The following is a 22,155-nucleotide window of genomic DNA, read 5'->3' as shown; positions in this document are numbered from 1 at the left end:
CCATTTCCGCATTTCCCAACCGCTGACGGATCGCGCTAGGATACCACCGGATCGAAATCACACATTATCCTGGCCGGGAATCCGAAATGCCGAAAATCAACCGTGACGGCGTCAACATCTATTACGAGGTGCATGGCAGCGGCCCACCGCTGCTCTTAACCCACGGTTATTCCTCGACCTCCGGGATGTGGCAGGGCCAGATCGAGGCGCTGTCGAAACATCACAAACTTGTGTTGTGGGACATGCGCGGCCACGGCCAGTCGGATTATCCCGATGACCCGGCGGCCTATAGCGAAGCGTTGACGGTGGCCGACATGGCCGCATTGCTCGACGAGGTCGGCGCGGACAAGGCTGTGGTCGGCGGGCTATCGCTCGGCGGCTACATGTCGCTGGCTTTCTGTCGCAGCCACCCGGAGCGCGTGCGGGCGCTGCTGATCATCGACACCGGACCCGGCTTCAAGAAGGACGATGCGCGCGAGGTCTGGAACAGGCGCGCCCATGAAACCGGCAACCGGTTCGATCGCGAGGGACTGGACGTTCTGAAATCCGCCAGCCGCGAACGCTCCGGCGTCAGCCATCGCGACGCGTCGGGACTGGCGCGGGCCGCGCGCGGCATGCTGATCCAGCGCGATGCGCGCGTGATTGAATCGCTGCCCGACATCAACGTGCCGTCGCTGGTGGTGGTCGGCGCCGACGACACGCCGTTCCTGGCCGCATCCGATTACATGGCCGCGAAGATCCCGGGTGCGAAGAAGGTGGTTGTTCCGGCCGCCGGCCACGCCGTCAACATCGATCAGCCGCAGGCTTTTATCGAAGCGGTGCTGCCGTTCCTCGATCGCCTCGATGCAAAGGCAAGCGCGAGGGCCGCGACATGAAGGCGATTGCCGCGGCTTCTCTGCTTCTCGTCGCCAGCGCGGCATCTGCGCTTGCGCAAAAGCTGCCGCCTTTCGGCGGCCCCTACCCGCCGCCGTTCACCGAAACCCTGTCGAACACCACGCCGCTCGCATTCGGCATGGATGCGATGGAAGCCGAACGCGCACTTGGAACGCCGCTCAACTACGTCAGGGGACGGCCGGGCGACGAGGTGTTCCTGACCTTCCGCGATCTCGGCGGCAGTGGATTGTTTCCGAGCAAGCACCGGCTCTATCTGCAATTCCGCAAAGGCCGGCTGGCCGGCTGGAAGGGCGACTGGGGTCACAACTGGATGTGGCAGTAACCGCCGCCTTCCCTGCAACAGGCTTCGTGCAACCCTTCGACAAAAAGCAACACTGCAACAAAAAGGATAACCCGTGGGACAGGATATTACACTGACGGCCTCGGACGGTTTCAAGCTCGGCGGCTATCGCGCCGATCCGGCGGGCGCGCCCAAGGCGGCCATCGTGGTGATCCAGGAGATCTTTGGCGTCAATCACCACATTCGTTCGGTGTGCGACCGGCTCGCGAGCGCCGGCTATGTCGCGATCGCGCCGTCGATCTTCGACCGCATCACCCCGAATTTCCAAAGCGGCTATTCGCCGGACGAAGTCGCGAACGCGCGCAAATTCGTCGCCAATCCGGATTGGGCCGCGATGCTGCTCGACACCCAGGCCGCGATCGATGCGGTCAAGAGCGTGGGTCCGGTCGGCATCATCGGCTTCTGCCTCGGCGGCAGTATCGCGTTCGCCGCCGCGACCAAGCTGACGGGGCTATCAGCCGCGGTCGGCTATTACGGCGGCGCCGTCGTCCGCTTCGCCGACGACAAGCCGAAAGTGCCGACGCAATTGCATTTCGGTGAAAAGGACGCCGGCATTCCCTTGACCGACGTCGAGACCATCAGGACCAAGCGGCCCGACGTCGAAGTCCATGTCTATCCCGGCGCGCAGCACGGCTTTCACTGCGACGAGCGGGCCAGCTACGACAAGGCCAGCGCCGACATCGCCTGGCCGCGCAGCCTCGATTTCTTTGCCCGGCATTTGAAGTGACGACGTAGCCGTCATTCACCGCCGTCGTCCCGGCCTTGAGCGCAGATGCGCAATTGCGCATCGGGGGACCCATAACCACCAGCGGCAATTGGCTTACACGCTGGTCGTTATCTTCCTTTTCCAACAACACGGGCCGCGGCGTATGGGCCCCGGCCTTCGCCGGGGCGACAATGATCACTCGCCCTTGACGCCGGTGGCTTTCACCACATCGGCCCAGCGCGCGGAGTCGCGGCGCAGGGTGGCTGCGAAGGTTTCCGCCGTACCGCCGACCGGCATCAGGCTGACCGTCTCGAGCCCTGCTACTCCCTCGGGGGATGCGATGATGCGGGCCAGTTCCGCGGACAGTTTCGTGACGATGTCCTTGGGCGTCGCCGCGGGCACGAACACACCGACCCAGCCTTCGGCCTCGAAGCCCGGGAAGCCGAGTTCGGCCATCGTCGGCACGTTCGGCAACTGGGTCCTGCGCTTTTCGCCGCCGACCGCCAACGCCCGGACCTTGCCGGCCTGGATTTGCGGGCCGGCCGTGGTCAGATCGACGAAGCCTGCGGTCACCGTGTTGTTGAGCAGATCGTTCACCAGCGGCGCCGCGCCACGATAGGGAACATGGGTCATGTCGATGCCCGCGTTCTTCTTCAGGAGTTCGCCGTAGAGATGCGACGTCGTCGCGTTGCCGAACGAGCCGTACGGCACCTTGCCGGGGTTCGCCTTGGCGTGATCGATCAGTTCCTTGACCGTCTTGATCGGCTGCGCCTCAGGGACCGTCAGCACGATCGTCGACAGCCCGACCTGGGTCACCGGCGCGAGATCCTTGAAGACGTCGTAGGGCAGTTTCGCAATCAGGCTCGGCGCCTGGATGATCTGGGTGATGGCAACCAGCACGGTGTAGCCATCGGGCTGCGCCTTGGCGACGTAATCATTGCCGACCACACCGCCGCCGCCCGACTTGTTTTCGACGACGACGGGCTGCTTCCACGCTTCCGACAGTTTGTTGGCCAGCAGGCGTGCCGAAACGTCGGTGGCTCCGCCCGCGGGATAAGGCACCACGAAGGTTATGCGCCGGTCCGGATAGGACTGCGCCGCTGCCCGGTCGGCGGACACGCACACCGCCGTCATGGCAATGCCTGCGATCATGGCAGCTGAAATGGCGGTGCGCACGAGCTTGATTGGCAGCCGGATGCTCATCTTATCTCCAAGTGATTTTGATAGGTTGATTTCGCTGAATTGCGTTGACGGCGGCTTATGCCGCTGGCCTGTGAGAGGCAAGTTCCGATCCGGCGCTTCGCGCTTAATGCGCTGATTCACCACAGCCAGCCAATGGCTGATAACGGTAATGCCGCTGCACGGAATGATCGGAACAGCGCCGCTAGAACCAGCGCTCGCCGACCAGCACCGTATCGCCCGGGCTGATCGAGGTGCCGGGCGGAACGACGTAGCGCGCGGTTCCCGAGCCATCGGTGTGTGTCACCGTCACGCGGTCACGGCGCGCGCGGGGCGAGAAGCCGCCGGCGATCGCAACCGCGCTCTCGACGGTCATGTTGGGCACGTAAGGATATTGGCCGGGCGCCGCCACTTCGCCGAGGATGAAGAACGGCCGGTAGGCTTCGATCTCGACCGCGACGGAGGGATCACGGATGAAGCCGGCGCGCAGTTTGGCTGCGATCTCGGCCGCGAGACCGGCGGGCGTGCGGCCGCGCGCCGGCACCGAGCCGATCAGCGGAATCGTGATCGAGCCGCCGGCATCGATCGCGTAAGTATTGGTGAGGCCTTCCTGGCCGTAGACCACGACGCGCAGCCTGTCGCCGGCATCGAGATGATACGACGTGTCATATCGGACCGGTTCGGCATAGGCGACGGGCCCCGCGACAACGACGGGCGCGTAACCCGGACGCGGCGCTCTGGCAAAGGACGCGCGCATCGCGCTGATGGCGCCGCCGCCGCTATTGTCCACGACGGCGACCGGCGCCGGGCCATAGGTGATGGCGTCGAGATCGGCTTGCGGCGCGACCGCCACGGGTCCGGCCGTGCGCATGCACCCCGACAGAGCGAGCGCGGCCATCATCGCAGTGATCGAAAACAGAAACGCGCGCGCAACTCGCACCGGAGCATCCCTCAAAGCGAGACAGCTCTAGTCTTGCACCGGTTATGGTTAACAAAGCGTTTTTTGGGGTGCGGTGCGGGCGAGCGGAAGCGGTGAGACTCCCTCTCCCCGTTCTTACGGGGAGAGGGTTGGGGTGAGGGGCTCTATCAACGCACGCTGATGCAAGTTGATAGACCTGTACCCCCTCACCCGGATCGCAAGAGCGATCCGACCTCTCCCCGCAAGCGGGGCGAGGTTAAGGAAGAAGCAGCGCAATCAGGCGGCGTTTACGCCGACGCCGATCGGACACGACACGCCGGTGCCGCCCAGCCCGCAATAGCCGGCCGGATTCTTGGCGAGATATTGCTGATGATAGTCCTCGGCAAAATAGAATTCGCCTGAGGCTGCGATCTCGGTGGTGATGGCGCCAAGACCCTTGGCTGCCAGTGCCTTCTGGTACATCGCCTTCGACGCATCGGCGGCTTTGGCTTGCGCATCGCTGCGCGTGTAGATCGCGGAACGATATTGGGTGCCGACATCGTTGCCCTGGCGCATGCCCTGCGTCGGGTTGTGATTTTCCCAGAACGTCTTCAGCAGCGCCTCAAAGGAGATCTTCTTCGGATCGAACACGACGAGCACCACTTCGGTGTGACCGGTGCGGCCCGAGCAAACTTCTTCGTAGGTCGGATTGGGCGTGTGGCCGCCGGCGTAACCGACGGCGGTCGCAAAAATGCCCTCGCCGAGTTGCCAGAACTTGCGCTCGGCGCCCCAGAAACAGCCGAGCGCGAACACCGCCTGCTCGAGACCCTCAGGATAAGGCGGCTGCAGCTTGCGGCCGTTGACGAAATGGGTTGACGCGGTCGGGATCGGCGTGGCGCGGCCCGGCAGCGCTTCGGCGGCACTCGGCAACGCGGTGGTCTTGCGCATGAACAACATGGATTGCCTCCAGGCGGAACATCGGCTGGCGCGCAAACGGCGGCAGCCGGCTGACTTCTATATAAGGCTTTACGCGGGTTGCCGCAGCCCTGTTACGCAAGCCTCCTTGTGCAAGCCTCCTTACGTAAGCCTTGGCAACACCCTGCCTTTGCTGAAGCAAAGCCTGTCAGTCGCGCGAATAGCCGATCAGCGGCTTGCGGGGCCGGAACAGGATCATCAAGAGAATGCCGAACACACCCAGCACCGCGAAAACCGGCTGGTCCAGCAGGACCCTGATGACACTGTTCCAGAGCCAGGGCGCGGCCCCCTCGACCGAAGTGCGAAACGCCAGCTGGCTGGACTGGTGGATGTCGTTCCAGAACTGCCCGAACCGGGTGAAACGCAGAGTCTGGTCGGCGACATACCGTGCGCCGTCATAGACCATGAAGATGAATCCGCCGGCCAGGAGCAGCAGGCCAATTAGCCGGAAGAAACCGCGGATCATGCGTCACCTTATACCTGTCGGGCCCGGAAGGCCGTCAGCCCAATACCGGGCTCCCTTAATAAATTCAACCTCGTCAGCACCTTATGCGCCATTTCCGGCCGGATTTTCCGATTTTTGGAGGATCCGGAAAGCGTTGACGGTGCAGGACCAGCCCTCTATAAGACCCCCAATGGCGGCGGGCGCAATCCCGCCGCCGCTGTTCTTTGAGCCGCGCCGCGGTGGGAGCATTTTGGCTCCCGAGCATGGCGACCTCAAGGACACCCTAGAAACACACCAGCGCAATTTGAACGGCCGGCGCGCTCAAGCCCGACCACCCGAGCGATGACAGCCGAAGGATAGTTGAGAACATGGCCAATACCACTTCCGCCAAAAAGGCGACCCGCAAGATTGCCCGCCGCACCATCATCAACAAGTCGCGCCGCACCCAGATGCGTGGTGCGGTTCGCACCGTCGAAGAAGCCATCAAGAGCGGCGACCGCGATGCAGCGTTGAAGGCGATGGCGCGCGCGGAACCGGAACTGATGCAAGCCGCGCAGCGCAACATCATTCACAAGAACAACGCGAGCCGGAAGGTGTCACGCCTGACGCACCAGATCGCCAAGCTCGCGAAATGAACTGACGGAAAAAAATATTCGTCAAAGAAGCCCGGCCCTGGCCGGGCTTTTTCTTTTTTCCAGTTCGATTGTCCCGTTGCTGCACAGCCGAGTGCGTGTCATATTTCTTCGCGCCCGTAGTTTTACGGCGGTGCGATTGGTGCAACGGCAATGCTGTGCGCAGACGCGAGATGCACAGACGGTATCGCTGTGCAAATCGGATGAAGCCCGCTCTTCAAGCCCACGAAAGTGCTGCGGGAGTTACCCTGAAAAACAATCGCGAAAAACTTCGCTTCGCTAGTTACTTATCAACATAGCAAGCGCAAGCGGTTCGAAAATCGGCCCGCTAACGAACTTAAGTAAAAATTTTATGAAAATTTTTTGAGAGCGTGACACGAATTGTCACGCGCGCGATTCTCTGCGCGGATTCAGAAGCTTGCTTTCCCGCTCCTCGAGTGCAGTGCTGCAACACAGCCACAGAGTCTCTCCCGCACGTCGATTCACGGATTGTCAGAATTTCCGCTTGGTGTACATCTAGTGTCGTTCGCGACGCCCGCGGCTCTCCAGACCAGCGCGGTTTGAGACCCAAGGGTGGACGTGCAAATCGGCGGCGGTGTGCGCGTTAGCGACGCTTTCCAAGCGATGCTAAGTTGGTAACTCATAGCAATATGAGAATGGTTGTTCTGTGTCTAAATTTCTCAGGCGTGGCGTGCATGGTTCGCGTGTCGATGCCTAGAGAGATAAGGCAAGTCTTGGGGCAGCCGCAGCGTTGGGAACGCGTAGCGCGTGAACGTGTTGAAGACGGCAGACTGAGGTTACGCGGCGGCGCAGCGCCGGGCATTCGATGTTCGGTAGCGGCAGACTGACTTTGAAAAACACTTGCGACATGACAACTCGCCGCGTTCTCGCGGCGAGAGGGGGAGGCACTATGCTTTACGGAATCATCGCGGCATTTGACATGCGAATTTCATACGAGACCGTGTCGGTTACTCCAGGTATCATTTCCAACCATTCCTCGGTGCGAACTCCGAAAAGACCGTCGAGTACGCGCTGACCTCACGGGAAACCTTCTTCTCCAACTGACAATCTGACCAGCGGCGGTTCGCGCCGAACGGTCGATCCATGTCCGGAGTTGAAGTCCCGTTTGAGGTCGCGCCTTGCAGCACCCCTGCTGGCAGGAACCCTGCAAGGCGAATTAGCAACGAACATTACTCCTTCAGAAAAGTTATCAGGCAATGACGAATATCGAACAGGATCGCTGGTCGCGGGTGAAGGGTCGGTTGCGGACGACGGTAGGCGAAGACGTCTACACGAGCTGGTTCGCGCGCATGGATCTGGAAGGCGTGCAGGACGAGAACGTCCATCTGTCGGTCCCGACCCGGTTCCTCAAGAGCTGGATCCAGGCGCATTACGCCGATCGCGTTCTCGCCTGCTGGCAGGCGGAGATGCCCGAAGTGCACCGGATCGACCTCACCGTGCGCACGGCGATGCGATGCGCCGCACCCGCGAAGGAGGCTCCCGCGCCGGCCGATCAGCGCCGCGTCGAGCATGCCAACGGTCGCCCCGCGCCCGAGCTGCGCGCCACCGCGACCGCGCCGGTGTCCGCGAGCCATGATGCGCTCGGCGGTTCGCCGCTCGATCCGCGCCTCACCTTTGCAAGTTTCGTGATCGGCCGATCCAACACGCTGGCGCATGCGGCGGCACGCCAGGTCGCCGAAGGGCGCCGCGGCGATCCCGTGATGTTCAATCCTCTCTATATTCACGCCGGCGTCGGCCTCGGCAAAACGCATCTGCTGCAGGCCGTCACATGGGCCGGCAATTCCGGCAACGAGCGCAAGGTGCTCTATCTCACCGCCGAGAAGTTCATGTACGGCTTCGTCGCAGCGCTGAAGACGCAGACGGCGCTGGCGTTCAAGGAAGCTCTGCGCGGCATCGACGTGCTCGTGATCGACGATCTGCAGTTCCTGCAGGGCAAATCGACCCAGGCCGAGTTCTGCCATACGCTGAACGCGCTGATCGATGCCGGCCGCCAGGTCGTGATCGCGGCCGACCGTCCGCCGTCCGATCTCGAAAGCCTCGATGATCGCGTGCGCTCGCGGCTGGCCGGCGGCCTCGTCGTGGAAATGGGTTCGCTCGGCGAAGAGCTTCGGCTCGGCATCCTCAAATCTCGCGTCGCTGCGGCCCGCGCCCATCATGCGAGCTTCGACGTGCCGGAACCGGTGCTGGACTATCTCGCGCGCACCATCACCCATAACGGCCGGGATCTCGAAGGCGCCATCAACCGGCTGCTCGCGCACTCCAAGCTCAACGCCCAGCCGGTGACGCTGGAAATGGCCGAGCGCGAAGTCCGCGACCTGATCCGTCCGCAGGAGCCGAAGCGGATCAAGATCGAGGACATCCAGCGCGTGGTGGCCCGACAATATAATGTCAGCCGTTCGGACCTGTTGTCGTCCCGGCGTACCGCCAATGTGGTTCGTCCGCGCCAGGTCGCGATGTACCTGGCCAAGACGCTGACGCTGCGATCGCTGCCCGAGATCGGCCGCCGGTTCGGCGGACGCGACCACACCACGGTGCTGCACGCCGTGCGCAAGATCGAGGCACTGGTGTCCCGGGATACCGCGCTGTCGGAAGAGGTGGAATCGCTGAAGCGCCAATTGCAGGAATGAATTCTTCTTCTCCCTGCCTCCTGAGGGGGCAGGGAGAAGGTTTTCCTCCCGCAAAACGTGGGGAACGGCGCCGCGCTCCCTGCGACTTGCCCTTGCGCTTGGGCCATATCCGCGCCACCTTGCGGTCCCCCCGAAGGTTTGATCAAGTCCACCTTGATCCGGCTTTTCGGGTTTCAATGGCCGCGGCGCGCCTTCAGGGCCGCCCGGCTTTTCCATCTTAGGGATCAGGCGGGTATTGCAATGAAGGTCACCGTCGAACGCGCGCAACTCCTGAAATCGCTGGGTCACGTCCATCGCGTGGTCGAGCGCCGCAACACCATCCCGATCCTCGGCAACGTGCTGATCCGTGCCGAAAACGCCAAGCTGTCGCTGAAGGCGACCGACCTCGACCTCGAGGTAACGGAAACCCTGGCGGCGGAAACCGGAACCGCCGGCTCGACCACCGTGCCGGCGCACATGTTCTACGACATCGTCCGCAAGCTGCCCGACGGCGCGCAGATCGTGCTGGAGGCCGACGGCGACCGTTCGGTGCTGGCGATCCGCGCCGGCCGCTCGCGCTTCACGCTGCAGACCCTCCCCGAAAGCGATTTCCCCGATCTGGCCGCCGGCGACATGACGCATTCGTTCTCGCTGGCCGCCGCCGACGTCAAGCGCCTGATCGACCGCACCCAATTTGCGATCTCGACCGAAGAGACCCGCTATTACCTCAACGGCATCTACCTGCACTCGGCCGGCAGCGCCAAGGCTGCGACCCTGCGCGGGGTGGCGACCGACGGACACCGCCTGGCGCAGATCGATCTGGTTCTCCCGAAGGGCGCTGTCGGCATGCCCGGCGTGATCGTGCCGCGCAAGACCGTCGGCGAGGTGCAGCGGCTGATCGAGGACAATGAAGCCGAAGTCTCGATCGAATTGTCGCAGGGCAAGATCCGCTTCACCCTCGGCAATGTGGTGCTGACCTCGAAACTGATCGACGGCACCTTCCCGGACTACGGCCGCGTCATTCCGCAGAACAACGACAAGGAACTGATCGTCGACAAGAAGGATTTCGAGGCCGCGGTCGACCGCGTCTCGACCATTTCGAGCGAACGCGGCCGCGCGGTGAAACTGGCGTTGTCGGCCGGCAAGCTGGTCCTGTCGGTGACCAACCCGGATTCCGGCAGCGCCACCGAAGAACTCGAAGTCGAATACGCTTCCGACGCGCTCGATATCGGCTTCAACTCGCGCTATCTGCTTGACATCGCCGCCCAGATCGAAGGCGAGGTCGCGGTGCTGCGGCTGGCCGATCCCGGCTCCCCGACGCTGGTGCAGGACAAGGACAACAAAGGCGCACTCTACGTGCTGATGCCGATGCGGGTGTGATAGCCCACTTGTCATTGCCGGGCTTGCTGCCCAAATTACGTCATGGCCGGGCTTGTCCCGGCCATCCACGTCTTAGGCGCTGTAAAGACGTGGATGCCCGGCACAAGGCCGGGCATGACGAAAGAGTTTCGTTATGACCCCCTCCCGTATCCACAAGCTGACGCTGACGCATTTTCGCAATTATCGGGCGGGGAGCGTGCAGACGCGCGGCGACGTCGTGGTGCTGGTGGGACCGAACGGCGCCGGCAAGACCAATTGCCTCGAGGCGATCTCGTTTCTGTCGCCGGGACGGGGCTTGCGGCGCGCGACGCTGGAAGATGTCGCCGACAATCAGGGCGACGGCTCCTGGGCGGTCTCCGCCGAAGTCGAAGGCGCGCTGGGGCTTGCGACGCTGGGCACCGGCATCGATGCGCCGGGAAATGAAAACAGTTCCACCGGCCGGCGCTGCCGGATCGACCGCGAGCCGGTGAGCTCGGCGACCGCGTTCGGCGATCATCTGCGCATGGTGTGGCTGACGCCGGCGATGGACGGGCTGTTTCTTGGCGCCGCCTCGGAACGGCGGCGCTTTTTCGACCGGCTGGTGCTGGCGATCGACAGCGAGCATTCCAGCCGCGTGTCGGCGCTGGAGCGTTCGCTGCGCTCGCGCAACCGGCTGCTCGAAGTGCGCAATTACGACGACCATTGGTGCGACGCGATCGAGCGCGAAACCGCCGAGCTTGCGGTCGCGGTCGCCGCCACCCGCGGCCAGACCGTCACAAGACTCGCAGCGATGCTGCGCGAGCGCGGTGCGGCTTCCGCATTTCCGTCGGCACAGATCATGCTCGACGGCTGGATGGAGAACGCGCTGGTGAGCGAACCTGCGACGGCCGTGGAAGATCGCTACCGCGAGATTTTGCGCACGAATCGAGCCCGCGACGCCGCCGCCGGGCGCACGCTGGATGGACCCCACACCACCGACCTGCAGGTGATCTACGCGCCGAAGAACATGCCGGCGCGCGATGCCTCCACCGGCGAACAGAAGGCGCTGCTGATCGGGCTGGTGCTGGCCCATGCCACGCTGGTCGCCGAGATGACCGGCATCGCACCGCTGTTGCTACTCGACGAGGTCATCGCACATCTCGATCCGGGCAGGCGCAAGGCGCTGTTCAATGAGCTCGCAAAACTCGGCGCGCAGGTCTGGATGACCGGCGCCGATCCGGCGGCATTCGCCGATATCGGCGCGTCCGGCGAGGTTTTCGACGTCGATTCCGGCCACGTCTCCCGTCGCGCCTGAGCAACAGGCGCCCGGTTGAACCTCAACGACCACCCGCGCGACTAGAGTCCAGCAATCGCGCCATCGACGCGCGGCCATCGCTGCTGCGCCAGGCATCGGCAATATCCGGAGATACCCATGTTTGGAACGACGCGCGGGACGCTGGTCCCGGCACGAAAACATCTGTTTGCTGTCGCCCTTGCGGTGATCGCGAGCATGCCGGTTGCCGCCAGTGCCAACCCCGACACGGTCGATGTCCGCACCCTGCCGCGGCTCGAGGGCGCAGTGGAACGAACGGCCAGCACCAAAAGCCATCAAATAACCTACGACGTTCCGACCGCCGCCGGGGTCACGACCGCAGCGGTGAAGCAATTGTTGGTTGCCGACGGCTGGAAGCAATTTGTGCGCCCACTCGAAAACAGCAAGTCCTCGTCGAACTTCAAGAAGGGACGGCTAGGACTGCAGGTGTGGGTCTCGGCAGCCAAGCCCGATCAATCCACCATGGGTTACAGCGCCACCAGAGCCTCTGTGGACGTACCGTTCCCGCCAGATGCTGCCGACATCATGTTTGACGAGTGGCGGCCCTATCTCGGCTGCATCGCCCCGACTGCGCTCGACGCAACGCTCGACTTCTTCCGCAAGGAGATGGAAGCGAGCGGCTGGAAGCCGCTCAACGCAGCGGAGGCCGCCGCGCGCTGGCCGAACGCGCAGCTCAGTGAGACGATCGAGAATGGCGCCCGCGCCTATTACGCCCATGATGACCGCTACGACCGGCAGCTGCCGGTCATGCTGACATTGCAGCGCCGCGACGACGGACGGACCGGCGTGGAGATCCGGGTCGCGCCATTTGCGTTGCCCGACACGCTGGAAGCCTATTCCGAAATAGCGGGCCTGCCGAGGCCGAAATCAACCAAGACCGAGCGGAGCTCCGGCGATTCGAATTCGGCCCGGCGCACGGTGGAGCTGGCGGTCATTGCCGAAATTCCCGCAACACTGGCCTTCTATCGTCGCGAACTCGCGGCACGAGACTGGACCGAAGAAGCCAGCGGTGCTGTCGTCACGGCTGATAATGTCACGCTGAATTTTTCCTCGGCCGAGCAAACCGCCACACTGAAACTCAGCCGCCGATATGATCTGACGATGATCAATATTGTCACTCAAGTGAAGGAAGCCGTCCTCGCGGCCGCCACGGCCAAGAAGGAAGCCGACGCGGCCCAGGCCGCCAAGCTGGCGGATGCGCCGCTGCGCGCCCTTGCCGACAATTCGAAACCCGTGCCGCTGCCGGAGAATGCCGAAGAGGTGCAGTTCGACGGTGACAAAGGCCGGATCGATTTCTATTCCCCCTCGACCGTCCGAGCCGTCGCCGCGTTCTATCGTGACTCGCTGCAGGCCCAGGGCTGGAAGGAAAAGCCCTCCATCATCAACGGTCCCCGCATGGTCGTGATGGAGTTTTTCAAAGGCGGCAACGCGATGTCGTTCACCGTCATGCAGATGGGTCCGAAGGCGAAGATCATGGCCTCTGGATCGGGTCTGGTGACGGCCGATGCCAAGGTGGCCGCCAAGCCAGGCGTGGTAGCCGCCGCTCAAGCCTCTAATGCTGCTGGCGCCAAAGCGGCGGTAAAGATTCTCGAAGCCGACCCCGAAATAGATCCCGATGCGCCGTTTCCGATGCCCAAGCAGCGTGGTTCGACCGTCTCGCGCGGCAGCGGAAAGGTCCCGGGCAGCGACGTCCCGTTCCGCAGGGAACTCGAAATCAGCATTCCTGCGGATCTCGCTTCCGTGCTCGCCTTCTATCGCACCGAACTCGGCAAACGCGGCTGGAAGGAATCCGCCGAGCGCGCCGTCATGCAGGCGGACCGCGTGCAACTGGCATTTGCCTCGCCCGACGGGCCGGCGTTGTTGAAGCTTGGCCGAGCTGAGGACGAGACCACCGTCAGCCTCGCACAGAAATATACCGAAGTCGCCGCGAAGGCCGGCATGATCCCGAAGCCGGGCCAGGCCAAGCTGGTGTTCGGCAATATCGGCAGCAGCGAGGCTGCCGTCACCATCAACAAGCAGACGATCAAGCTCGCTGCCGGCGCCGGTGGGCCGCAATCGCAGAAGCCTCCGATGCTCGACCTGCCGCCGGGCAAATACAGCTATTCCGTGAAGGTCGCCGGCCGTCCGGCGCGCAACGATACGGTCGAGGTCACCGCTGATGACGCCTGGGGCTTGATGATTGCCCCGAGCGGCGAAGCATTGTCGCTGCAGATGTATTGATACGAGCGGAATGGAGCAATCCTCGCGCGGCTTGCTCCATTCCGCCCAAACCGCCGCGCCTGAGCCGGCAAGAGGCCGGTTGAACCTCGACGTCCACCGGCGCGACTAGATTACAGCAATCGCGCCATCGGCGCGCTCGATCACTGCTGCGCGTCAGGCGTCGGCAAATACCGGAGATACCCATGTTTGGAACGACGCGCGGGACGCTGGTCCCGGCACGAAAACACCTGTTTGCGTTCGCCCTCGCGGTGATCGCCGGCGTGCCAGTGGCTGCCAGCGCCGATGATTACACCGGTGACGCCATGGTCGATGTCCGCACCCTGCCGCGGCCCGAAGGCGCCGTGGAAAAAACGGCCGAGACCAAAACCCATCACGACAAAACCTATCGATTGACCTACGACATTCCGGCTTCCGTCGCGGTCACGGCCGCGGCCGCGGCAACCAAGAAATCGCTGGCCGCCGACGGCTGGGTGCAATATGTGCGCCCGCTCGAAAGCACCTCCTCGTTGGCCTTCAAGAGGGGACGGCAAGGACTGAGTATGAGCGTCTGGCAGGGCAAGCAATCCACCCTGTCCTATAATAGCTACATCCCAATTTATGCGAACGTGCCGTTTCCGCCAGGTGCTGTCGACATCTTCTACGATGAGCGGCGGCCCTATCTCGGCTGCATCGCCCCGAACGGGTTCGACGCAACGCTCGACTTCTTCCGCAAGGAGATGGAAGCGATCGGGTGGAGGCCGCTCGAAGCCGCGGAGGCAGCCGCGCGCTGGCCGAACGCGCAGCTCAGCGAGACGGTCGAGAACGGCGTGCGCGCCTATTACAGCCATGATGCCAAGAATGACTCTGATCAGCAGCGGCCCGTCATGCTGACACTGCAGCGCCGCGACGACGGACGGACCGGCGTGGAGATCCGGGTTGCGCCATTTGCGATGCCGGAAAAGCTCGAAGCTGCTGACGACGTGTCCGGCCTGCCGATACCGAAGACAACCCAGAGCCTGCGCGGTTCCGGTGATTCCAATTCGGTCGACCGCAGCCTGGACATCGGCGTCGTAGCCGAGCTTCCCGCAACGCTGGCGTTTTATCGCCGCGCGTTTGCGGCGCGGGGCTGGACGGAAGAGACGCGCGGCGCCGTCGTCACTCCGGACAACGTCACGCTGAATTTTTCCTCGGCCGAGCAAACCGCCACGCTGAAGTTCAGCCGCCGATATGACATGACGATGGTCAATATCGCGACTCAAATGAAGGAAGCCGCCCTCGCCGCACGCGCCAAGGCCAAGAAGGAAGCCGACGCGAAGTTTCTCAGCGATGCAGCGACAATGGCAAAGGAGATCATCGCGGCGGACGAAGTGCGGCGGGTGGCCCAGGCCGCCAAGCTGTCGGACGCGCCGCTTCGCACCCTTGCGGACAATTCGAAACCCGTACCGCTGCCCGAGAACGCCGAAGAGGTGAAGTTCGAAGCCGCCGATGGCCGCCTCGATTTTTATTCCCCCTCGACCGTGAGAGCGGTCGCGGCGTTCTATAGCGGCGCGCTGAAGGCTCAGGGCTGGAAAGAGAAGCCCTCGCCGATAAACCATGCCGCGATGGCCGTGATGGAGTTCTCCAAAGGCGGCAAGTCGATGTCGTTCACTGTCATGCAGATGGGTCCGAGGGTGAAGATCAGCGGCTACGGATCGGCGCTGGTGATGGCCGATGCCAAGATGGCCGCCAAGCCCGGCGCGGCAGGCGATCAGGCGGCTGGCGGCGCAGCCGCCAAAGCGGCGGTGCAGAATCTCGAAGCCGACCCCGACGCGCCCTTTCCGGTGCCGACGCAGCGCAGCGCGATGAGCACGTCGGCGAGTGGAAAGCTGCCCGGCAGCGACGCCCGGTTCCGCAGGCAGCTTGACGCCAGCATTCCAGCGGAACTGAGCACCGTGCTCGCCTTCTATCGTCGCGAACTCGGCAAACGCGAATGGAAGGAATTGGCGGAGCGCGCCGTCGTGCAGGCGGACCGCGTCGAGCTGGCATTCACCTCTCCCGACGGGCCGGCGTTGTTGAAGCTTGGCCGAGCCAAGGACGAGACCTCGGTCAGCCTCGTGCAGAAGTATCCTGCCGTCGCCGCCAAAGCTGACATGATGCCGAGGCCGGGCCAGGCCAAGCTCATGTTCGGCAATCACGGCGGCAGCGAAGCTGCCGTTACCATCAACAAGCAGACGATCAAGGTCGCCGCCGGCGCAGGCGGGCTGCAATCGCCGAAGCCCCCGATCCTCGAACTGCCGCCGGGCAAGCACCGATATTCGGTGAAAGTCGCGGGCCAGCCCACCCGAAACGACACCATCGAGGTGACGGCCGACGGCGCCTGGGCTCTGGTCATTCCCCCGAGCGGCGAGGCATTGTCGCTGCAGATGTATTGAAACCTGGCGCGGCGTGCTCGCGGGCGCTTGCGCCCCGGGCACGCGGCCGATGACGGTAGGCCGAGCCCCTTCCGGTGAGGGGAATCGGTTCTCCGGCAACAACCCGCCTGCTGCGCCGTTCTTCGGCAGGTCCGTTGCAGCCTGCCATTCTCTGCCGCGACGACGTCTCAAAAACAGGCACTTCGAGGCTCGGAATCATCCTTCGAATCGTCCTTTTCAGAGGCCGCCGAATCGCCCTTTGAGCGCCTTGAAAGAGCGACAAAAAACACCATTTATTCAATAGCTTGTGGATCGAGACTTTGCGCTAGGCGCATCGCCTCTTTCATGGCACAAATAGAGCAATCAGCGCCTCATATTGCGCAGCTGATTCGGGACACCTCGAAGGCCTTACATGACAGAACCTGCCCGGCAGACACCTGCCGACACTGAGCATCCCATTCCGATTGAATATGGTGCGGAATCGATCCGGGTGCTGAAGGGCCTCGACGCCGTGCGCAAGCGGCCGGGCATGTATATCGGCGACACCGATGACGGATCCGGCCTGCACCACATGGTGTACGAGGTCGTCGACAATGCGATCGACGAAGCGCTTGCCGGTCATGCCAGCGCGGTCGAAGTTGTGCTCAATGCCGATGGCTCGGTGACCGTGCGTGACGACGGCCGCGGCATTCCGGTCGACATCCACAAGGGCGAAGGCATTTCCGCGGCCGAGGTCATCATGACCCAGCTGCACGCCGGCGGAAAATTCGACCAGAACTCGTACAAGGTTTCCGGCGGCTTGCACGGCGTCGGCGTCTCCGTCGTCAACGCGCTGTCGAGCAAGCTGCAGCTGCGCGTCTGGCGCGACGGCAAGGAGCATTACATCGAATTCGCCCACGGCGATTCCGTTGCCCCGCTCAAGGTGGTGGGTGAAGCCAATGGCAAGCGCGGCACCGAGGTGACGTTCTTTGCGTCGTCCGAAACCTTCACCAATGTCGAGTATGATTTCGCGACGCTGGAGCATCGCCTGCGCGAGCTCGCGTTCCTGAATTCCGGCGTCAATATCGTGCTATCAGACATGCGCCACGCGGTCGAAAAGCGCGAGGTGATGCAATATGCCGGCGGCGTCGAGGAATTCGTCAAATATCTCGACCGCAACAAGAAGGCGATCGTGCCCGCCGCGATCATGGTGCGCGCGGAACTGAACGACATCGGCGTCGAGGCCGCGCTGTGGTGGAACGACAGCTACCACGAGAACGTGCTGTGCTTCACCAACAACATCCCGCAGCGTGACGGCGGCACCCATCTGGCCGGCTTCCGCGGCGCGCTGACGCGCCAGGTCAACGGCTATGCCGAGGCCAACGCCAAAAAGGAAAAGATCGCGCTGACCGGCGACGATTGCCGCGAAGGCCTCACCGCGGTGCTTTCGGTCAAAGTGCCCGACCCGAAATTCTCGTCGCAGACCAAGGACAAGCTGGTCTCCTCGGAAGTGCGCCCGGTGGTCGAGAACGTGCTCAACGAAGCGCTGGCGGCGTGGTTCGAGGAACACCCGTCCGAGGCCAAGGTCATCGTCGGCAAGGTGATCCAGGCCGCCGCCGCGCGCGAAGCCGCCCGCAAGGCGCGCGAACTGACCCGGAAGAGCCCGCTCGGCAGCTCCTCGCTGCCCGGCAAGCTCTCCGACTGCCAGGAAAGAGATCCCGCCAAGTCCGAATTGTTCATCGTCGAGGGTGACTCCGCAGGCGGCAGCGCCAAGATGGGCCGCAACCGCGAATTCCAGGCGGTCTTGCCGCTGCGGGGAAAGATTCTCAACGTCGAGCGCGTTCGCATGGACAAAATGCTGTCCAGCGAACAGATCGGCACGCTGATCGCAGCGCTCGGCACCGGTATCAGCGACGATTTCAGCGCCGACAAGCTGCGCTACCACAAGATCATCCTGATGACGGACGCCGACGTCGACGGCTCGCATATCCGCACGCTGCTGCTGACGTTCTTCTATCGCCAGATGCGCGAATTGATCGACCGCGGGCATCTGTTTATCGCCCAGCCACCGCTCTACAAGGTTACGCGCGGCAAGTCCGAGCAGTACCTGAAGGACGAGCGCGCGCTGGAGGATTACCTGATCGCAACCGGCCTCGACGATTGCGTGTTCAAGCCGGCCACGGGCTCGGACCGCGGCGGCCGCGATCTGCTGTCACTGGTGGAGGACGCGCGCATCATCCGCGGCATCCTGCACAATCTGCACAGCCGCTATAACCGCATGGTGGTCGAGCAGGCCGCGATCGCCGGTGTCTTGAGCCCGAAGATCACAAGCGACATCGGCACCGCCAATGCCGCCGCCGATTACATCGCCAAGCGGCTCGATGCACTGACCGACGAAGTCGAGCGCGGCTGGAGCGGACGCTTTACGGAGGGTGAAGGGTTCCTGTTCGAACGCACCGTCCGCGGCGTCAAGGATGCCGCCATCATCGACGACGCGCTGCTCGGCTCCGCCGACGCCCGCAAGCTCGACGATTACGCGGCGAAGCTGCAGGAGGCCTATCCGAAGCCGGGCCTGTTGCGCCGCAAGGATGCCGAGATCGCGATCCACGGGCCGATCAGCCTGTTCGAAGCGGTGACCGATGGCGGCCGCAAGGGCGTGGCGCTGCAGCGCTACAAAGGTCTCGGCGAGATGAATCCGGAGCAGCTCTGGGAAACCACGCTCGATAAAAACGAGCGCTCGCTGCTGCAGGTGAAGATCAAGGAGGTCGATGAGGCCGACGACATCTTCACCAAGCTGATGGGCGACGTGGTCGAGCCGCGCCGCGAATTCATCCAGGATAACTCGCTCAGCGCCAATGTCGACGTGTGATGCACGGAGTTCCAGTGGCGCCCATCCAGTACATCGTTGAAGGCGGCCACCGGCTTGCGGGCACGATCGAGCCGTCGGGCAACAAGAACGCGGCGCTGCCGATCATCGCGGCGGCGCTGCTGACCGACCATCCGGTCACGCTCGAAAACGTTCCCCGGATTCGCGATACCGAGACGCTGGTCGAACTGATCCGTTCGGTCGGCGCGTCGGCCGAGTGGGTACAGCGCAATACGCTGAAGATCCACGCCAAGGAAATTCGCGCCGCCGATCTCGATCCTGAACTTTGCGCGCGGATCCGCGCCTCGATCCTGCTGGCGGGCCCGCTGCTGGCCCGTTGCGGCGAGGTGGCGCTGCCGCCGCCCGGCGGCGACGTGATCGGCCGCCGCCGCCTCGACACGCATTTTCTGGCCTTCGAACAGCTTGGCGCCACCGTCACGGCGACGCACCGGCTGGAATTCCGCGCCTCGCGGCTGAAGGGCGCCGACGTCTTCCTCGACGAGCCCAGCGTCACCGCTACCGAAAACGCACTGGTCGCTGCGGTCGCCGCCCACGGCACCACGCACCTGCGCAACGCCGCCTCCGAGCCGCATGTGCAGGACCTCGCCAACTTCCTGGTGGCGCTCGGCGCCAAGATCGAGGGCATCGGCACCAACACCATCATCATCCACGGGCCGGCGACGCTGGGCGGGACCAGCTACGCGATCCAGCCCGACCATATCGAGGTCGGCTCGCTGATCGGGCTCGCTGCCGTGACGCGCTCGCCGCTGCGCATCGCCCGCGCCGGCGTCGAGCATCTGCGCTCGGTCCGGATGGGCTTTGAGCGGCTCGGCATCGTCTGCGGCGTCGAAGGCGACGATCTCGTGGTGCCGTCCGGCCAGACCATGAAGATCCAGGATGATTTCGGCGGCCATGTGCCGAAGCTCGAAGACCAGCCATGGCCGGCCTTTCCCGCCGACCTGATGTCGATCGCCATCGTCACCGCCACGCAATGCGACGGCGTGATCCTGATGTTCGAAAAGATGTTCGAATCCCGGATGTTCTTCGTCGACAAGCTGATCTCGATGGGCGCCCGCATCGTGCTGTGCGACCCGCACCGCGCCATCGTGGCGGGCCCGAGCCGGCTGCGCGGGGCGTTGATGACGTCGCCCGATATCCGCGCCGGCATGGCGATGCTGCTGGCGGCGGTGGCCGCGGAAGGCACCTCGACCATCAACAATGCCGACCAGATCGAACGCGGCTATGAGCGGATCGAGGAACGGCTCAATGCACTCGGCGCCAGGATTACGCGGGTGCCGGCGCGAGACGGCGGATAGAGCGTTTTCAAGCGAAGTGGACGCCGGTTCGCATAGCAATCAAGTTTACGCAGATTGCGTAGACTTATCTGCGTAGAAAACGCGTCAAAACCAAAATCTACCGCAAGCCACCGTCACTTTTTCGGCCCCTCGCCGTGTTAGTCCTGATCCATGACCTCGCTCGACAAAATCGACGCAACCTCGCTCGCGCCTGCCCCGGCGGCGCGGACGCGCGGCCATGTCGCTGAGGAGTTCGCCGAAACACTGAAGCTTGCGGTGCCGCTGGCGCTGACGCAGCTCGGGCAGATCGCGATGATGACGACCGATCTGGCGTTCATCGGCCGGCTCGGCGGCGAAGCGGTCGCTGCGGCAGCCCTTGCGCATACCGTCTTCTTCGTGATCTTCACGTTCGGCCTTGGCCTGGTGTCCGCCGTGGCGCCGCTGGCGGCACAGGCTTTCGGCGCGCGCGACCCGCGCATGGTGCGGCGAGCGCTGCGCGTCGGGTTGTGGGCGGCGGTGCTGATCTCGGCGCCGCTGATGATCCTGCCGTTCCGCGGCGAGGCGATCCTGATCGCGCTCGGCCAGGCGCCAGCTGCCGCAAAGCTTGCGCAACAATATCTGTTCGGCCTCGCCTGGGGCATCCTGCCGGCGCTGTGGTTCATCGCGATACGCGGCTTCATGAGCGCAGTGAACCGGCCTGAGCCGGTGCTGTGGATCACGCTGGCCGCGATCCCCGCCAATGCGCTGCTGGTCTATCCGCTGCTCTACGGCAAATGGGGCCTGCCTGAGCTTGGGCTGTTCGGCGCGGGACTTGCGACCAGCATCGTCAATCTCGGAACGTTCCTCGCCGGGCTGTGGTTCACCGCGCGCCGCCGGCCGTTCCGCAAATATCATGTGCTGGGCCGCATCTGGCGGATCGACTGGCCGTTGATGGGCAAACTCGTCGTCATCGGCGCGCCGATCTCGATGGCGTTTATGCTCGAATACGGATTGTTCGGCGCGGCCGGCCTGCTGATGGGCCTGATCTCAACCACCGCGCTCGCCGCGCACCAGATCGCCCTGCAGATCGCGGCCATCCTCTACATGGTGCCGTTCGGGATCAGCATGGCGGCGACGGTCCGGGTCGGGCATGCGGTCGGGCGCCGCGACCGCGACGCCGTCAGGCGCGCTGGCTATGTCGCGATCCTGCTAGGGACGGCGTTCATGGCGACGATGACGCTCGCCGTGATGCTGGGGCGATTCACGATCGCCGAGCTGTTCCTCGGCGAAGCCGTCGACGCCACGGCGACGCTGACGGCAACGCTGCTGCTGGTCGGAACCACCTTTTTCATCACCGACGGGATTCAGACCGTCGCCAACGGCGCCCTGCGCGGGATGAACGACACGCGCATACCCCTGTTGTTCGCGACCCTCAGCTATTGGGGGATCGGCTTTACCTGCGCCTGGGCGCTCGGATTTCGGACATCGCTTGGCGCCGGTGGCGTCTGGGTCGGATTGTCTGTCGGCACCGTCGTGTTTGCTATTCTGCTGATCTGGCGCTTCCGCCTGCTGTCGAACAGACTGGCGTTGCAATGACCGTTCGTGAAGTCACACCCGCCATCGACCCGAACACACTGCCCGGCGCGCAGTTCGCCGATGCTTTCCGTATCGAAATCGGCGATCGCGCCCTCAATGCGCGGCAGGCGGCCGAGCGCATGATGGCGCGGCAGCCGCGATGGGCCGAAGCGCTGCTGACCCTGCGCAACATTCTGGTGACGCCGTTTGGCCTCAAGACGTCAGGCGCAAGTTCGACCCCCAGAGAGATGGTCGGGATATTCCCGATCGTGAGCGAGCAGCCCGAACGGCTGGTCGCCGGCTTCAACGACAAACACCTGGATTTCCGAATCGTTGTCGACGTCGCGACATCAGGCGCCGCCCGGGAGGTCACCGCGACCACGCTGGTGCTGACGCACAACTGGCTGGGGCGGACCTATCTGGCCGTCATCATGCCGTTTCACCGGCTGATCGTCCGCAGCCTGCTGCGTCAGGTTGCGGCCTGAATCGGGCACATAAGCGGGCC

Annotated in this window: 17 protein-coding genes; 13 read left to right on the top strand and 4 right to left on the bottom strand. The window is 63.8% G+C overall.

Translation table 11 applies throughout. The annotated features are described in order from the left end of the window. The first annotated feature begins 86 nt into the window (after positions 1-86). The 3 genes from JQ641_RS08100 to JQ641_RS08090 all read left to right on the top strand — a co-directional run bounded on the left by JQ641_RS08100 (position 87) and on the right by JQ641_RS08090 (position 1,961). Entirely contained in the window at positions 87-875 is a 789-nt protein-coding gene (locus JQ641_RS08100; RefSeq protein ID WP_211995461.1) for an alpha/beta fold hydrolase, read from the top strand. Continuing rightward, the gene (locus tag JQ641_RS08095) at positions 872-1,216 is read left to right on the top strand and encodes a hypothetical protein (RefSeq protein ID WP_211995460.1); all 345 of its coding nucleotides are present in this window, start codon (positions 872-874) and stop codon (positions 1,214-1,216) included. Before JQ641_RS08100 ends, JQ641_RS08095 begins: the two co-directional genes overlap by 4 nt. 73 nt (positions 1,217-1,289) lie before the next feature. Beyond that, the gene (locus JQ641_RS08090) at positions 1,290-1,961 is read left to right on the top strand and encodes a dienelactone hydrolase family protein (RefSeq protein ID WP_211995459.1); all 672 of its coding nucleotides are present in this window, start codon (positions 1,290-1,292) and stop codon (positions 1,959-1,961) included. A 174-nt stretch (positions 1,962-2,135) separates the two neighbouring features. Here the strand turns inward: JQ641_RS08090 and JQ641_RS08085 are convergent, their stop codons facing one another. The 4 genes from JQ641_RS08085 to JQ641_RS08070 all read right to left on the bottom strand — a co-directional run bounded on the left by JQ641_RS08085 (position 2,136) and on the right by JQ641_RS08070 (position 5,458). Beyond that, positions 2,136-3,143, bottom strand: coding sequence for a Bug family tripartite tricarboxylate transporter substrate binding protein (locus JQ641_RS08085; protein ID WP_211995458.1), 1,008 nt, complete (start codon positions 3,141-3,143; stop codon positions 2,136-2,138). A gap of 181 nt (positions 3,144-3,324) precedes the next feature. Beyond that, positions 3,325-4,059 (bottom strand): polysaccharide biosynthesis/export family protein, encoded by a 735-nt coding sequence (locus JQ641_RS08080; RefSeq protein WP_349628517.1) that lies wholly within the window; start codon positions 4,057-4,059, stop codon positions 3,325-3,327. Between the two features lie 255 nt (positions 4,060-4,314). Further along, positions 4,315-4,974 (bottom strand): peptide-methionine (S)-S-oxide reductase MsrA, encoded by a 660-nt coding sequence (gene msrA, locus JQ641_RS08075; protein WP_211995457.1) that lies wholly within the window; start codon positions 4,972-4,974, stop codon positions 4,315-4,317. A 166-nt stretch (positions 4,975-5,140) separates the two neighbouring features. Then, positions 5,141-5,458, bottom strand: a complete 318-nt coding sequence (locus JQ641_RS08070; protein WP_211995456.1) for a hypothetical protein — start codon at positions 5,456-5,458, stop codon at positions 5,141-5,143. Between the two features lie 347 nt (positions 5,459-5,805). Between JQ641_RS08070 and rpsT the strand changes: the two genes are divergently transcribed. The 10 genes from rpsT to JQ641_RS08020 all read left to right on the top strand — a co-directional run bounded on the left by rpsT (position 5,806) and on the right by JQ641_RS08020 (position 22,135). After that, on the top strand, positions 5,806-6,072 hold the full coding sequence (rpsT, locus tag JQ641_RS08065) for a 30S ribosomal protein S20 (RefSeq protein ID WP_192736317.1): 267 nt from the start codon (positions 5,806-5,808) through the stop codon (positions 6,070-6,072). Positions 6,073-7,286: 1,214 nt separating this feature from the next. Next, complete coding sequence (dnaA, locus tag JQ641_RS08060; RefSeq protein WP_192736316.1) at positions 7,287-8,717, top strand: chromosomal replication initiator protein DnaA; 1,431 nt, start codon at positions 7,287-7,289, stop codon at positions 8,715-8,717. Between the two features lie 240 nt (positions 8,718-8,957). Continuing rightward, a complete protein-coding gene (gene dnaN / locus JQ641_RS08055; RefSeq protein WP_192736315.1) occupies positions 8,958-10,076 on the top strand; it encodes a DNA polymerase III subunit beta in 1,119 nt (372 codons plus the stop codon). Between the two features lie 133 nt (positions 10,077-10,209). Further along, complete coding sequence (gene recF / locus JQ641_RS08050) at positions 10,210-11,349, top strand: DNA replication/repair protein RecF (protein ID WP_211995455.1); 1,140 nt, start codon at positions 10,210-10,212, stop codon at positions 11,347-11,349. A gap of 117 nt (positions 11,350-11,466) precedes the next feature. Continuing rightward, positions 11,467-13,587, top strand: a complete 2,121-nt coding sequence (locus tag JQ641_RS08045) for a hypothetical protein (RefSeq protein ID WP_211995454.1) — start codon at positions 11,467-11,469, stop codon at positions 13,585-13,587. A gap of 182 nt (positions 13,588-13,769) precedes the next feature. Then, entirely contained in the window at positions 13,770-15,977 is a 2,208-nt protein-coding gene (locus JQ641_RS08040) for a hypothetical protein (protein ID WP_211995453.1), read from the top strand. Between the two features lie 391 nt (positions 15,978-16,368). After that, a complete protein-coding gene (gyrB, locus tag JQ641_RS08035; protein ID WP_211995452.1) occupies positions 16,369-18,804 on the top strand; it encodes a DNA topoisomerase (ATP-hydrolyzing) subunit B in 2,436 nt (811 codons plus the stop codon). 14 nt (positions 18,805-18,818) lie between these two features. Next, on the top strand, positions 18,819-20,117 hold the full coding sequence (gene murA, locus JQ641_RS08030; RefSeq protein WP_192736310.1) for a UDP-N-acetylglucosamine 1-carboxyvinyltransferase: 1,299 nt from the start codon (positions 18,819-18,821) through the stop codon (positions 20,115-20,117). Positions 20,118-20,267: 150 nt separating this feature from the next. Beyond that, positions 20,268-21,671: an MATE family efflux transporter gene (locus JQ641_RS08025; protein WP_211995451.1), complete on the top strand. Its 1,404-nt coding sequence runs from the start codon at positions 20,268-20,270 to the stop codon at positions 21,669-21,671. Beyond that, positions 21,668-22,135, top strand: coding sequence for a DUF2867 domain-containing protein (locus tag JQ641_RS08020; protein ID WP_211995450.1), 468 nt, complete (start codon positions 21,668-21,670; stop codon positions 22,133-22,135). The genes JQ641_RS08025 and JQ641_RS08020 overlap by 4 nt, the downstream gene beginning before the upstream one ends. The last annotated feature ends 20 nt before the right edge of the window (positions 22,136-22,155 follow it).

The sequence above is a fragment of the Bradyrhizobium sp. JYMT SZCCT0180 genome, from assembly GCF_018130165.1.
Taxonomy (GTDB): domain Bacteria; phylum Pseudomonadota; class Alphaproteobacteria; order Rhizobiales; family Xanthobacteraceae; genus Bradyrhizobium.
This window is presented reverse-complemented; position numbering and strand designations above follow the sequence as displayed.